Here is a 12,416-nt window from a genome sequence, read left to right on the forward strand (position 1 = left end):
GACCGGCTGACCGGCTGACCGGGGCCCAGGGCTGACGGGCACGGTCTAGAGGCGGCTCATCGACGCCGCCGCGAACAGGACGTCCCGGATCGCCTCGCGGTCGCCCTCCTGCCCGGCCGCCGCTTCCTCCGGGGAGACATGGCCCGCCACGAGCTGGCAGAACTCGACCGCGTCCAGGGCGATCTGGCCCACGGAGCGTTCGGGGCCGGCGAGCGCGGCCGGGGAGTCCAGGGCGATGTACCAGCTTCCGCCGCCCGCGCCCTCGACCTCCAGCCGCAGGGACCGGCCGGGCGCGCCCGCGGCCACCAGATCCCGGGCGGGTCCCGCGAGACCGTTGCGGCGCCGGGTGGCGAGCGCGGACGGCAGCACCCGGGCCGCCAGATCGACCATCCGGTGCAGATGGGCGCCGCTCGGCGGCTCGTACGGATAGGACACCGCGTCCGCGATGTCCGCGCCGTGCACCCAGGACTCGAAGGAGCGCTCCAGCAGCGCGTCACGCAGCGGCAGGGCGAAGAAGTCCCCGTACGACACGGAGAGTTCGGCGACCCCGCGGCCGGCGAAGGACACCGTGCGGATCAGGGTGTGGCTCTGTTCGCGCCAGGGCTCGTGGACGGCACGGGTGGGCGGTGACGTCGCCGTCCGCCAGAAGATCTCCGTACGGTCGGTCGGGTCGTCCGGGGCGTCGGAACCGAGCGGGTCCTCAAGACCGAGGGAGCCGATGACCAGGCCGTCCACGGTCATGAGATGGCCGATGACCCCGGCTACGGTCGTTCTGCGCGAGACGGGGCGCTCCTCCTCGAACCATCTCAGGCGTACGGGCGCGTGCCACTCCGCGTCGCCGAAGTCCCGCAGCAGCGCGTCGAGCCGCGCGGTCTCGGCGTCGTACGGTGCGGCCCAGCCGGGCACGGGTATCCGGGCGGGCCTGCGGCCGAGACAGCTCTCCAGCACCCGGGAGCGCAGCAGCGGATCGAGGTCCAGGCTCCGGTCGGTGTGCAGCAGTCCGACGGCGTCACGGAGCCGGAGCGCCTCCTCGGCGCAGGACGCGCATTCGGTGAGATGCTCCTCGACCAGCGCGGTCTCCTCCGCCGAGCAGGCGGCGAGAGCCCAGGCGCCCAGCAGCGAGGTGAGCACCTTGTGCGTCAGCTTCTCCGTCGGGATCTCATTTTCCGTCGGGATCTCGTTCTCGGTCGGGGTCTCGTTCTCGGTCGGGATCTCGGGCTCCTCCGCCGGTGCCGCGTATCGGTCCGGTTTCACGTCCGGTTTCACGTCCGAGTCCGGGTCCCGGTTCACGTCCGGGTCAGGGTCCCGGTCCCGGTTCACGTCCGGGTCAGGGTCCGGGGCCGGGTGCATGTCCTGATTCACGTCCGAGACCGGCTCCGTCCTCGGTGCCGGGTCGGGCGCCGGGCCGGGCCGCGGGGCGGCGGACGGTGAGAGATCGTCCGCGGCCTGCCTCGGGCCCGGTATGCGCGGGTACGCCGGACCGCCTTCCCGGCCGCGCTCGGGGGAGTCGCCGTTCCGGGGGCCGGTCACCGGGAGCGTCCGTCGCCCGGTCGCGGGGAGCCGTCCGCCGCCCGGGTGTCGGCCGTCGAGAGGAGTTGCAGGCCGAGCCGGAGCCGGCGGCGTGCCTCGTCCTCCGAGACCCCGAGGTCCGCCGCGGCCTGGCGGTAGTTCCTGCGCCGGAAGTACGCCAGCTCCAGCGCTGCCCACAGCGGTGCCGGCATCGACCGGACGATGTAGTCCGCGCGGGCCGCCGCCGAGGCCCGGCGTATCTTCTCCTCCAGTTCCTCCCGCTCCTCCTCCGTGCCCTCGCCGCTCGCCTCGTAGGCCTCCGCCTCGGTCCGCCGGAATCGGTCCACCGCCGTCTCGCGTGTGATGTTCGCCACCCAGGACCTCATCGAGCCCTGTTTGGGGTCGTACGCGCCCGGGTTGTCCCAGACATGGCTGAAGACTTCCCGTGTGACGCGGTCGGCCGCCGCGTTGTCGTCGAGAACGCGATTGGCCAGGCTGTGCACCAGCGGCGCGAACCGGTCGTACAGCTCACCGAGCGCGGCGGCCTCGCCCCGCGCGAGCCGCTGCTGCATCCTGCGGTCCCACCGGGGTGGTGTGTCCTTCGCCATAAGACCCCCAGCCCTGTTCCTGCGCCCGTCCGTCCGCCCTGTCACCATCATGTCGAAGCCCGCCGTTCCTTCGAATGTAGTGGGCGGTGCGGAGGACACACGGCCCTTTGTGGCAAGTGCGCCCCGACAGCGCTCATCACGTTTCGGAGCAGCGCGGCGGGGCAGGCGCGACGCGGTCGTGGCCGGTCGCGACGCGGTCGCGGCCGACGGGGCGCGGGCGTTGTCGACGTAACGGAACACACAGGGGCCGTCGGCCGTCGTACCCTCCGGGAATGGACAGCGCAGAGTACGAGGCCAAGATCGCCTCCCGGTTCGCCGCCTTCGACCAGGACGGCAGCGGCTATATCGATCGCGAGGACTTCAGCGGGGCGGCGGCGTCACTGCTCGCCGAGTTCGGCACGACCGCCCGTTCCGACAAGGGGCAGGCGCTCTACAACGGCGCCGAGGCGTTCTGGCAGGGCATGGCCGGCATCGCGGATGTGGACGGCGACCAGCGGGTCAGCAGGCAGGAGTTCGTGACGGGCGCGGTCAAGCGGCTGCGGGACAACCCCTTGCGGTTCGCGGAGATCGCCCGGCCGTTTCTACGCGCGGCGATCGCCGTCGCCGACGAGGACGGCGCGGGAGTGACCCCGGCGGCGGCCGAACGCGCGCTGCGGGTACTGGGAGTCGTCGCGGAGGCGGCGGCGCGGGTCGCCGTGGAACTGGACGCGGACGGCGACGGCAGGATCCATGAGGAGGAGATCCTGTCCGGCTTCGCCGCCTATTACGTCACTCCTGAGCCCTGACCGTGCCCGGGGCCGGTCATCCGGCCCCGCTTGCCCCATGATCCCGCCCTGCTTGCCCGGTGATCCGGTCCTGCTTGCCCGTGATCCCGCGCCGCTTGCCCGGTGATCCGGCCCCGCTCGTCCGTTCTTGCCGGGAAAGTTCTGGCCTTGGCCTGCTGCTGCGTCACCGTGCGTGGCGAGAGATGCCTTCCCGCGGTCGATACCGGGTTGTGTCCTTACGGCGGGCCGTCACAGGCCGGAGTCGCCTTCGGCCTCCGGTACGCTCCGTGGGGTGCGAGAGCTTGTGAGGCGCGAGGGTCGCGGTGTCGCCAGGACGGCGGCTCCGGGACCGGGAAAGTGCGCCGTTCGCGCGGTACGCAGGCGCCGTGTGCGCCCATGTTCGACTCCCCGCGGCGCGCGTCGCACAGTATGCACCACGCGTACTCCTTCGCGCTGGAATATGCCCGAAGCGCTTGTTGCGGTGACTGTACGTCAACCATGCTGTGTCGCAAGGAAATCACGTTCAGTGATCCTGTCGAGGACCTTGTCGAGGCGCGAGGCGATGTGTCCGCCGGTTCGGATGGTGTGAGCGGTGCAGGTGCTTCAGGTTCAGTTGGAGGTCGGGGCCGATCCGGCCGAGGTGGGGCGTGCCCGGCGATGGGCCCGTTCCCGGCTCGTCGGCTCCGGGATAGGGGACGACGAACCGGTCGCCGAGACCCTGATCCTGCTCATCTCCGAGCTGGTCACCAACGCCGTGGTGCACACCGGCTGTCCGGCCGTGCTGCGGATGCTCTTCGGCCTCGGGGCGGCCGAGGCGGGCACCGTACGGGTCGAGGTCGCCGACACCAGCGCCGCCCCGCCGCGTCCGCGCCACGCGCACGGTGAGGACACCAACGGGCGCGGTCTGGAACTGGTCGACGGTCTCGCCGACCGGTGGGGCTGGCAGCCGGAGGGCGCGGGCAAGCGCATCTGGTGCGAGGTGGACCGGCGCGCGCCGGGGGGCGCCTCGGGCGCGTACGCCCCGGCCGTCTATGAGCCGTCCTGCGCGGTGCCGCGTCCCGCGTGACGTCTGACGCGTGACGTCTGACGTCCGGCGCGTGATGTCTGGCGCGTGACGTGTGTTGCGTGAGCCCCCGGGGAGCGTTTTGAACTGCCTTGTCGTACAGGGCTCTTACGGGCGGGGCACCGATCCCGCTCCCGCCGTCGCGCGGAACGTACGCCGGTAGACCGTCGGCGGTACACCCAGCGCCGACTGGAGGTGCTGGCGCATCGACTGCGCCGTACCGAAACCCGCGTCCCGCGCCACCTGATCGACGGAGAGATCGGTCGACTCCAGTAGCTGTCTGGCCCGTTCGACCCGCTGCCGCACCAGCCACTGACCGGGACTGATCCCCGCCTCCTCGCGGAACCGGCGCGTGAACGTCCGTACGGACATCGACTCCTGCTCCGCCATGTCGCGGAGCTGGATCGGCTCATGGAGCCGGGCGAGCGCCCAGGTCCTGGCGGCGGCGGTGGTCGCGAGCTGCGGTTCGGGGAGCGGGCGTCGGATGTACTGCGCCTGGCCGCCGTCCCGGTGCGGGGGGACGACCGTACGGCGCGCGACATCGTTGGCGACCGCCGTGCCGTGGTCGCGGCGCAGCATATGGAGACAGAGATCGATCCCGGCGGCGACCCCGGCCGAGGTCAGCACGTCGCCGTCGTCGACGAACAGGACGTCCGCGTCGACCTTGATCCGTGGGAACAGCCCCTGGAAATGGGCGGCATGGGACCAGTGGGTGGTCGCGGGACGGCCGTCCAGAAAGCCCGCGGCGGCCAGCACATAGCTGCCGGTGCAGATGGAGACCATCCGGGTCTCCGGCCGCAGATGGGTGAAGGCGGCGGTGAGTTCCCCGGTGAGCACGCCCTCGGTGTAGACGGGGCCGAGTTGGTAGGAGGCGGGCACGATCACGGTGTCCGCGGTGGCGAGCGTCTCGGGGCCGTTCTCGACGAGGATCGAGAAGTCCGCCTCCGTACGGACGAGTCCCGGCGGCCCGACCGAGCAGGTGACGACCTCGTACAGGGGTCTGCCCGCGGAGTCGCGGGCGCGGCCGAAGATCCGCTGGGGGATGCCCATTTCGAAGGGGATCAGCCCTTCGAGGGCGAGGACGGCGACCCGGTGCGCCGGACGGTACGCGCCGGGCGGGTCCTGCGGGGTGTCCTGAGGCGGGTGCGGCATGGGGGCGGCTCCTGTCGGATGGTGGTGGTGGTCCGGTCCGGTCCGTGGATGCTTCTTGGAGGTCCAGACCACCCCTTGATATGTGTCACCTTCGTGACACAAAAGCGCGTGCCGGCAGAGGCCGTTCCCGAACAGGCCGTTCCCGAGTCCGATGTCTCCGGTGATCTCCCGGGCGCGGTGGGGCTCACCCTCTGGAACCCCAACTTCCGGCTCTTCTTCCTCGCCCGCACCGTCGCCCGCTTCGGTGACGGCATGGTGCCGGTCGCCCTCGCCGCGGGACTGCTCGACGCGGGGTACGGCGCCTCGTCCGTCAGCTTCGCGCTCGGCGCGTGGATGGCGTGCTTCGCCGGCTTCGTGATCGTCGGCGGGGTGCTGGCCGACCGGTTCACGCCCCGCCGGATGATGGTGCTGGCGGACGGCATACGGCTGGTCGGTACGGCGGTGCTGGCCGTGGCGTTCGTCATGGGGCCGCCCGCGCTGTGGCTGGTGTACGCGCTGAGCGCGCTCAGCGGACTGGGCGCGGCAATCTTCCAGCCGGGGGTGGCCAGCATGCTGCCGCTGATGGCACCCGACGTGCAGCGGGGGAACGCCGTGCTGCGGGTGGCCGAGTCGCTGACGTCGATGGCGGGTCCCGCCGTCGCGGGCGCGCTGGTCGGGTTCGGCGGTCCCGGGGTGATCTTCGGGGTGAACGCGGCGACCTTCGCGGCCAGCGGGATCTGTCTCTTCCTGATCCGCATGCCCTCCGTCGCCCCGGTGACCGGGGAGTCGATGCTCTCCGAACTGATGGGCGGCTGGCGGGAGTTCCGGGCGCGGTCCTGGCTCTGGGGGGTGATCGCGGTCTGGTCGGTGTACGGCATCACGGTCCTCGGTCCGATCACCCCGCTGGAGGCGGTCGTCGTCACCGAGCGGCACAGCTCGGCGATGTTCGGGGTGATGATGACCGTGACCGGCGCGGGCAACGCGGTGGGCGGGCTGATCGCGATGCGGCTGCGACCGCGCAGACCGCTGTTCGCGGGGACGTTCGCGCTGTTCGGCGTGGTCGCGAACGTGCTGGTGCTGGCGTACGACGTACCGGTGCCGCTGCTGGCCGCGGGCTTCTTCCTCGGGGGTGTGTCGCTGGCGTTCTGGCTGGTCATGTGGTCCACGACGGTCCAGACGCAGGTCCCGGCCGAGGCGCTGAACCGGCTGCACGCGTATGACGTCGCGGGCTCGCTGATCATGCTCGCGGTCGGGCGGGCGCTGGCGGGGCCGGTCGCGGAGGCGGTGGGGGTGCGCGAGGTGCTGGTGGCGGGGGCGGTGATCAATGTGGTGGTGTGCGGGGTGCTGCTGGCGGTGCCGGCCATCAGGGGGCTGCGCCGGGTGGAGTAGCGGCGGGTGGAGTAGCGGCGCCTGGGGTGGCGGCGCCTGGGGTGGCGGTGGGGGCGGGGGAGCCGGGTGGCCGGGACGCATGGCCCGATCGTAGCGAATGCTGTCCCTCGGGCCACTCGTAAGGACTGTTCCGTCCATCGATCCTGTCTGACGTGACACAGTCAACCGAACTTCCCGCCGAGGGGACCGCGACGCCGGTGTCCGGCACGCCGAGCTCTCCCCGTACGCCCGGTACGCCTGGTGCGCCTGGTACGTCCCCTGCGGCCCCCGCGACCCGAGCGCCCCGTGCGCCCGGTCGTATTCACCGGGCGTGGTTCGTCGCCGTCGTCACCTTCGTGACGATCATCGGCGCCGCGGCCTTCACCTCGCTCCCCGGTCTGCTGATCGACCCGCTGCACTCGGAGTTCGACTGGTCGCGGGGCACGATCGGCTTCGCGGTCTCGGTCAATCTGGCGCTGTACGGGCTGACGGCGCCGTTCGCGGCGGCGCTGATGGACCGGTTCGGTATCCGCCGGATCGTGGCCGTGGCGCTGACCGTCATCTCGGTCGGGTCGGTGCTGACGGTCTGGATGACGGCGGCCTGGCAACTGGTACTGTACTGGGGCATTCTGGTCGGTCTCGGCAGCGGCTCGATGGCGCTGGCCTTCGCGGCGACGGTGGCCAACCGCTGGTTCGTGGCGCGGCGCGGTCTGGTCACGGGCATTCTCACCGCTGCGGGCGCCTCCGGGCAGTTGGTGTTCCTGCCCCTGCTCTCCTGGCTGGTGGAGAACCACGGCTGGCGGCCGGCCGCGATCACGGTCTCGCTGGCGGCGCTGGCGGTCGTCCCGTTCGTCTGGCTGCTGCTGCGGGACCACCCGGCGGATGTGGGCCTGCCGGCGTACGGCGCGGAGGAGTTCGTGGCCAAGCCCGCGCCGGTGCCCGGCGCGGCGCGGCGGGCGGTCTCGGTGCTGCTGTCGGCGGCGCGTACGGGGCCGTTCTGGCTGCTGGCCGGTACGTTCGCGATCTGTGGCGCCTCCACGAACGGCCTGGTCAAGACCCACTTCGTACCGGCGGCGCACGACCACGGCATGCCGATCACGGCGGCGGCGTCGCTGCTGGCGGTGATCGGTGTCTTCGATGTGGTCGGCACGATCGCCTCCGGCTGGTTCACCGACCGCTTCGAGGCCCGCCGTCTGCTGGCGGTCTACTACGCGCTGCGCGGCGTCTCGCTGCTCTTCCTGCCGATGCTGCTGGCACCCTCGGTCCATCCGCCGATGGTCTTCTTCATCGTCTTCTACGGTCTGGACTGGGTCGCGACGGTCCCCCCGACGATCGCCCTGTGCCGCGAGCACTACGGCGAGGACAGCGCGATCGTCTTCGGCTGGGTCCTCGCCTCCCACCAGGTGGGCGCGGCGGTCGTGGCCTTCGCGGGCGGCCTGGCCCGGGACGTCTTCGGCTCCTACGACGTGGTCTGGTACGCCTCGGGCGCCCTCTGCGCGGCGGCGGCCCTGATGGCCCTGATCATCCGCAGCGCCCCAAGACCGAAGGCGCCGGCCCTGGCGTAACCCCCAACGCGCCAACCTGCCAACCTGCCAACGCGTCTGCGGGCCCCGGGCCCGGCGCCGCCCCCGCCGGTCCGGGGCGTTGCCTCGCCGCGAGAGGCCACCCGTGCGAGGTGGGGCGGCGTGTGAAGGGGCGGGTCAGGGGGTGAGGGACTTGGCTATGCGGTGGGCGTCGCGGGACAATTCGCGGAGCATTCCGCTGATCGGGTTGGTGAAGCCCGTGAAGTAGAGGCCCGGGGCGTGGGCGGGGGTGCGGGGGCCGTGGGTGAGGGGGCGGCCGGTGGGGGACAGGACGTCCAGCGTGCCCAGCAGGGGCTCCAGCGCGCGCTCGTAGCCCGTGGCCGCTATGACCACGTCCGGGGAGATCCGGGTGCCGTCCGCCAGGACGACCTCGTTCCGCTCGAAGGACTCGACCGCCGCCACCGGCTCGACCCGTCCCGCCCGTACCGCGTCGATCAGTCCCACGTCCTGCACCGGGATCGCGCCCTCCCGGACGCGGGTGTACAGACCCGTGTCCGGGCGCGGCAGGCCGTGGGACGACAGGTCCGGGACGGCGATCCGGGCCAGCACCCAGCTCGCGCGGTCGACCAGCGGGGCCGGCAGCCGGCGGACCAGGATGCCCGTCGACTGGGCCGGCCACCCCGCCGTGGAGCGCCGCACGATGTGCGGGACGGTACGGACGGCGAGGCGCACCCGGGCCGCCCCGCCCTCCACGAGATCGACGGCGATCTCCGCGCCCGTGTTGCCGACGCCGACGACCAGTACGTCCTTGCCCGCGTAGGGCTCCGCGTTCCGGTAGGCGCTCGCGTGCAGCAGTTCGCCGTCGTAGGTCTCCCGGCCGGGCCAGGACGGCACCTTCGGCGTGTGGTTGTAGCCGGTCGCCACGACGACCGCGCGCCCGGTCAGCTCCCGTCCGCCCGTGGCGCGCAGCAGCCAGCCCGAGCCGTCCGGGGAGCGCTCGACGCGGGTGACCTCGACCCCGGTGACGATCTCCAGCCGGTGGAACTCCGCGTACTTCTCCAGATAGCGGACCACATCCGCGCGGGCCACCCACCGCCCGAAGGACCGCGGCATCCGCAGCCCCGGCAGGGCGGAATGCCGGCGGGTGGTGTGGAGCCGCAGCCGGTCGTAGTGGCCGCGCCAGGAGGCCCCGACGGCGTCGGATTTCTCCAGGACGACGGCCCGTACGCCCCGTTCACGCAGTACGGCCGCGACGGCGAGCCCGCCGGGGCCGCCGCCGATGACATACACGGGACGGTCCTCGGTGCGGTCGAAATCGTCGGGCATGAGAGCTGAGCGTAATCGGAACATCACATGGTGGGTATCGGTCAAGAGGGGAAATCGGTTGCGAATCGATCACGCTCACCCGGGACGGGACGGGGTGCGGTGACGCGCGGTCCGGTGGCGGGTCTGTCCCCGGGGCCGTGGCTACTGCCGTAGGCATGGCCGGAGCTGCGGCCTGAGCTACGGCCAGAGCAACTTCCTCACCCACCCGCTGCCTTCGCGTCCGTAGCGCAGCCGTACATGGCGTCTGCGCGCGTCCCCCTGGAAGAACTCCACCTCGTCCGGCACCAGGACATACGCCGTCCACGACGCGGCCTGCGCGGCCGGGTCGCGCCGGGCCCGCTCCCACGCGGCCTCGCTCGCTCGCGCCAACTCCTCCGCCGAACCGAGCACTTCGCTCTGCCGTCCCACCAGCGCGGAGGCCAGCGCGCCCGTCGAGCGCACCCGCAGATCCGCGTCGCTCTCCTCGCGGCCGGCGCCGCGGACGGTGCCCCGGATCCGTACGGCGCGGGCCTGGGCCGGCCAGTAGAAGCCGAGGGCGGCCTCGGGGCGGGCGGCCAGTTGCCGGCCCTTGCGGCTGGTCGCGTGCGTGGCGAAGTGCCAGCCGCGGCGGTCCGCGTCGTGCAGCATCAGGGTGCGTACATCGGGCCGGCCGCGCTCGTCGGCGGTGGCCAGCGTCATGGTGTGCGGTTCGGGCTGCCCGGCCGCCACCGCCTCGGTGAACCACCGCCGGAAGAGCGGCAGCGGCTCCTCGGGCGCGATGGCCGGATCGAACACGGGCAGCCGCTCCATGTCCCAGACCCGCTGGTCGCGCAGCAGGGCCCGGAAGGCCTCCTGGGCGCCGTCCTCGTCCGCGCGTCCGGCGTTCCGCTCGTGCTTGTGCTTGTGCTCGTGGTCGTGCTCTTGGGCGTTCTCGCTGTCGTTCATGGGCGCTGTGCGACCTCCGCTCTCGGCGTGCAGGAAACGGAAGTGTTCCGGATGAACGAAAGGGTTCCAGATACGGGAGCGCCGACAGGGATCAGAGATGTGATCCGCCGTCGGCGTGACAGGACAGAGAGGGCACGCCCGTACCGTGCCCGCCGGCCGATGCGCCGGCTCGCTGGTGACCTACTTCGTGGGCTTTCTGCCGGTGATGCCGAGATGGACCAGAAGCGCGAGATTCGGCTTCAGCTCGGCCTGCTTCACGCCCCAGCTCTGGAAGTTCTTCTGGTGCGAGGCCACCGAGGCGAGCATCACGACCAGCGAGCCGGCCAGCGCCGCCGGACTGATGTCCTTGTCGACCCGGCCCTTCGACTGGAGTTCCTTCACCGATTCCGTGAGGGAGTTGGTGACGGAGTTGAGGATCTTCATGCGGATCTTGTTGAACCGCTTGTCGCCCTCCGCCGCGCCCAGATCGACGACCCGGAGGATCGCGTCGTGCTTGCGCCAGAAATCGAGGAAGCCCTCGACCAGATCCTCCGACGTCTGCCAGCCGGCCTTGCCGGCCCAGGAACGGCCGGAGACCAGCGCGGTCAACCCGGCGCCCTCCTTGGCCATTTCCTCGGCGATTTCGAGGACGGCGCCCTCGACGTCGGGAAAATACTGGTAGAAGGTCGCGGGTGAAGTCCCCGCTCTCCGGGCCACGTCGATGACTTTGACGTCCCGGTAAGGCGAGGAGCTGAGCATCTCGCTGAGGCAGTCGAGCAGCTTCTGCCGCGTCGCCTGCCCGCGCCGACCGGCCACGCGGCCGTCGACGGTGCGCACTTGTCCTGTCATGCCGTCAGCTTACCGAGGGGTGATCGAGGCGCGATTTGGCCGAGTGCAAATGGGGAACCGGCCATCTCTCGCACGGGTCGCGTGCGCGGACCGTCATCCCCAGGAGTGGACTGTCACCCCCAGGGCTCACGTGCGGGTGAATAGTGTTATCAACAGCCTGTGGATAACTTCGGTGGATAACTCGGGGTGCCGAGGGGTTCACGCTGCGATAATCGAGCAATTGCGCTATTTCATCCGCTGCGGCCGGGGTCGCGGCCCATTAAGTTGACTGTGACGGGCACCACACGCCGGCCGCCGCCCGGCCGCCGCCCCCCCACACACGCCAGCCACCACCCCTACGCCAGCTACCACCCACGGAAGGATCCGGACATGGCCACGTTCGCGGAATCCACGCCGTGCTGGGTGGATGTCTCGCTCCCCGATCTCGCAGCGGGCAAGCGTTTCTACGGGGAGCTGTTCGGCTGGACCTTCGGCGAGGACAGCGGCGCGGCGTACGGGCACTACACGGAGGCGTTCAGCGACGGCAGGCGCGTGGCCGGTCTCGTCGCCAAGAAGGACGGCAGGATGCCCACCGTCTGGGGGGTCTACTTCGCCACCTCCGACGCCGTCGGGCTGAGCGAGCGCATCGTCCGGGCAGGCGGGCGGACCGTACGGGCACCGACGGTCGTGGGGCGGTTCGGGGTGATGGCGCAGGCCGCGGACCCGGCCGGCGCGGTCTTCGGGCTCTGGCAGTCCCGGGAGGGCTGGGGTTTCGAGAAGAGGGGCCTGCCGGGTTCCTTCTGCTGGACCGAGCTCTATACGCGGGACAAGGAGCGCGTCGACCCGTTCTACGAGACGGTCCTCGGCTTCCGGGGGACCGATCTGCCCGGCGCCGCCGTGGACTTCCGCATATGGTCCCCGGCCGGTACGGAACAGGCCGCGCCCGGTGCGGAGTTCGGCGCGGCCGGTGCCGAAGGAGCGGCGGCGGGTACGGAACCGGCGCGGGCCGGGGCAGCGTTCGGCGGACGAAGCGTCATCACGGACGCGTTCCCCGCGGAGATGCCGGCCCACTTCCTCGTCTATTTCTCCGTCAGCGACTGCGACACGACGGCGGGGACGGTCGTCCGGCTCGGCGGCCGGATCACCACACCCCCGTTCGACATCGAGCACGGACGGATGGCCGCGGTGATGGACAACCAGGGCGCCGTCTTCGCCGTCCTGGCGGAGCGGGAGCGACCGCGCGAGCCCGCGCGTGAGGCGTCCGAGTCCGGGTTCGGAGGCCGCGCGTGAGGCGCCTGAGTCCAGGTCAGAGGCCGCGCGTGAGGCACTTGATTCCAGGTCAGAGACCATGCGGGAAGCCGGGTGGGAGGCCGGGGCGGAGCCCGGGAGCACG

The 12,416-nt window shown here is 71.6% G+C and carries 11 protein-coding genes; 5 read left to right on the forward strand and 6 right to left on the reverse strand.

The window, feature by feature from the left end:
- Positions 1 to 45: 45 nt before the first annotated feature.
- Together ACWGDX_RS26415 and ACWGDX_RS26420 are read right to left on the reverse strand one after the other, a co-directional pair.
- Positions 46 to 1,530, reverse strand: a complete 1,485-nt coding sequence (locus ACWGDX_RS26415; protein ID WP_453629395.1) for a zf-HC2 domain-containing protein — start codon at positions 1,528 to 1,530, stop codon at positions 46 to 48.
- Positions 1,527 to 2,117, reverse strand: a complete 591-nt coding sequence (locus tag ACWGDX_RS26420; RefSeq protein WP_453629397.1) for a sigma-70 family RNA polymerase sigma factor — start codon at positions 2,115 to 2,117, stop codon at positions 1,527 to 1,529. The genes ACWGDX_RS26415 and ACWGDX_RS26420 overlap by 4 nt, the downstream gene beginning before the upstream one ends.
- Positions 2,118 to 2,389: 272 nt before the next feature.
- Between ACWGDX_RS26420 and ACWGDX_RS26425 the strand changes: the two genes are divergently transcribed.
- A complete protein-coding gene (locus tag ACWGDX_RS26425) occupies positions 2,390 to 2,902 on the forward strand; it encodes an EF-hand domain-containing protein (protein ID WP_363079235.1) in 513 nt (170 codons plus the stop codon).
- Between the two features lie 571 nt (positions 2,903 to 3,473).
- Positions 3,474 to 3,947, forward strand: coding sequence for an ATP-binding protein (locus ACWGDX_RS26430; RefSeq protein ID WP_453629401.1), 474 nt, complete (start codon positions 3,474 to 3,476; stop codon positions 3,945 to 3,947).
- A gap of 105 nt (positions 3,948 to 4,052) precedes the next feature.
- Here ACWGDX_RS26430 and ACWGDX_RS26435 read toward each other — a convergent pair whose 3' ends face one another.
- Positions 4,053 to 5,096, reverse strand: a complete 1,044-nt coding sequence (locus ACWGDX_RS26435) for a GlxA family transcriptional regulator (RefSeq protein ID WP_453629403.1) — start codon at positions 5,094 to 5,096, stop codon at positions 4,053 to 4,055.
- Between the two features lie 108 nt (positions 5,097 to 5,204).
- On the opposite strand from ACWGDX_RS26435, the gene ACWGDX_RS26440 reads away from it, so the two are divergent.
- Together ACWGDX_RS26440 and ACWGDX_RS26445 are read left to right on the forward strand one after the other, a co-directional pair.
- A complete protein-coding gene (locus tag ACWGDX_RS26440) occupies positions 5,205 to 6,464 on the forward strand; it encodes an MFS transporter (RefSeq protein WP_453629405.1) in 1,260 nt (419 codons plus the stop codon).
- 299 nt (positions 6,465 to 6,763) lie between these two features.
- Positions 6,764 to 8,008, forward strand: a complete 1,245-nt coding sequence (locus ACWGDX_RS26445) for an MFS transporter (protein WP_453629443.1) — start codon at positions 6,764 to 6,766, stop codon at positions 8,006 to 8,008.
- Positions 8,009 to 8,143: 135 nt separating this feature from the next.
- Here the strand turns inward: ACWGDX_RS26445 and ACWGDX_RS26450 are convergent, their stop codons facing one another.
- From ACWGDX_RS26450 to ACWGDX_RS26460, 3 genes are all read right to left on the reverse strand, one after another.
- Positions 8,144 to 9,292 (reverse strand): flavin-containing monooxygenase, encoded by a 1,149-nt coding sequence (locus tag ACWGDX_RS26450; protein ID WP_453629407.1) that lies wholly within the window; start codon positions 9,290 to 9,292, stop codon positions 8,144 to 8,146.
- A gap of 177 nt (positions 9,293 to 9,469) precedes the next feature.
- Positions 9,470 to 10,081 (reverse strand): pyridoxine/pyridoxamine 5'-phosphate oxidase, encoded by a 612-nt coding sequence (locus ACWGDX_RS26455; protein WP_453629445.1) that lies wholly within the window; start codon positions 10,079 to 10,081, stop codon positions 9,470 to 9,472.
- A gap of 315 nt (positions 10,082 to 10,396) precedes the next feature.
- Positions 10,397 to 11,044 carry a TetR family transcriptional regulator gene (locus ACWGDX_RS26460; RefSeq protein ID WP_363079231.1) on the reverse strand — a complete coding sequence of 216 codons (648 nt, stop codon included), beginning with the start codon at positions 11,042 to 11,044 and terminating at the stop codon, positions 10,397 to 10,399.
- Between the two features lie 369 nt (positions 11,045 to 11,413).
- Here ACWGDX_RS26460 and ACWGDX_RS26465 point away from each other — a divergent pair, with 369 nt between their 5' ends.
- On the forward strand, positions 11,414 to 12,313 hold the full coding sequence (locus tag ACWGDX_RS26465) for a VOC family protein (RefSeq protein WP_453629409.1): 900 nt from the start codon (positions 11,414 to 11,416) through the stop codon (positions 12,311 to 12,313).
- Positions 12,314 to 12,416: the final 103 nt, after the last annotated feature.

This window comes from Streptomyces sp. NPDC055025, from assembly GCF_053608565.1.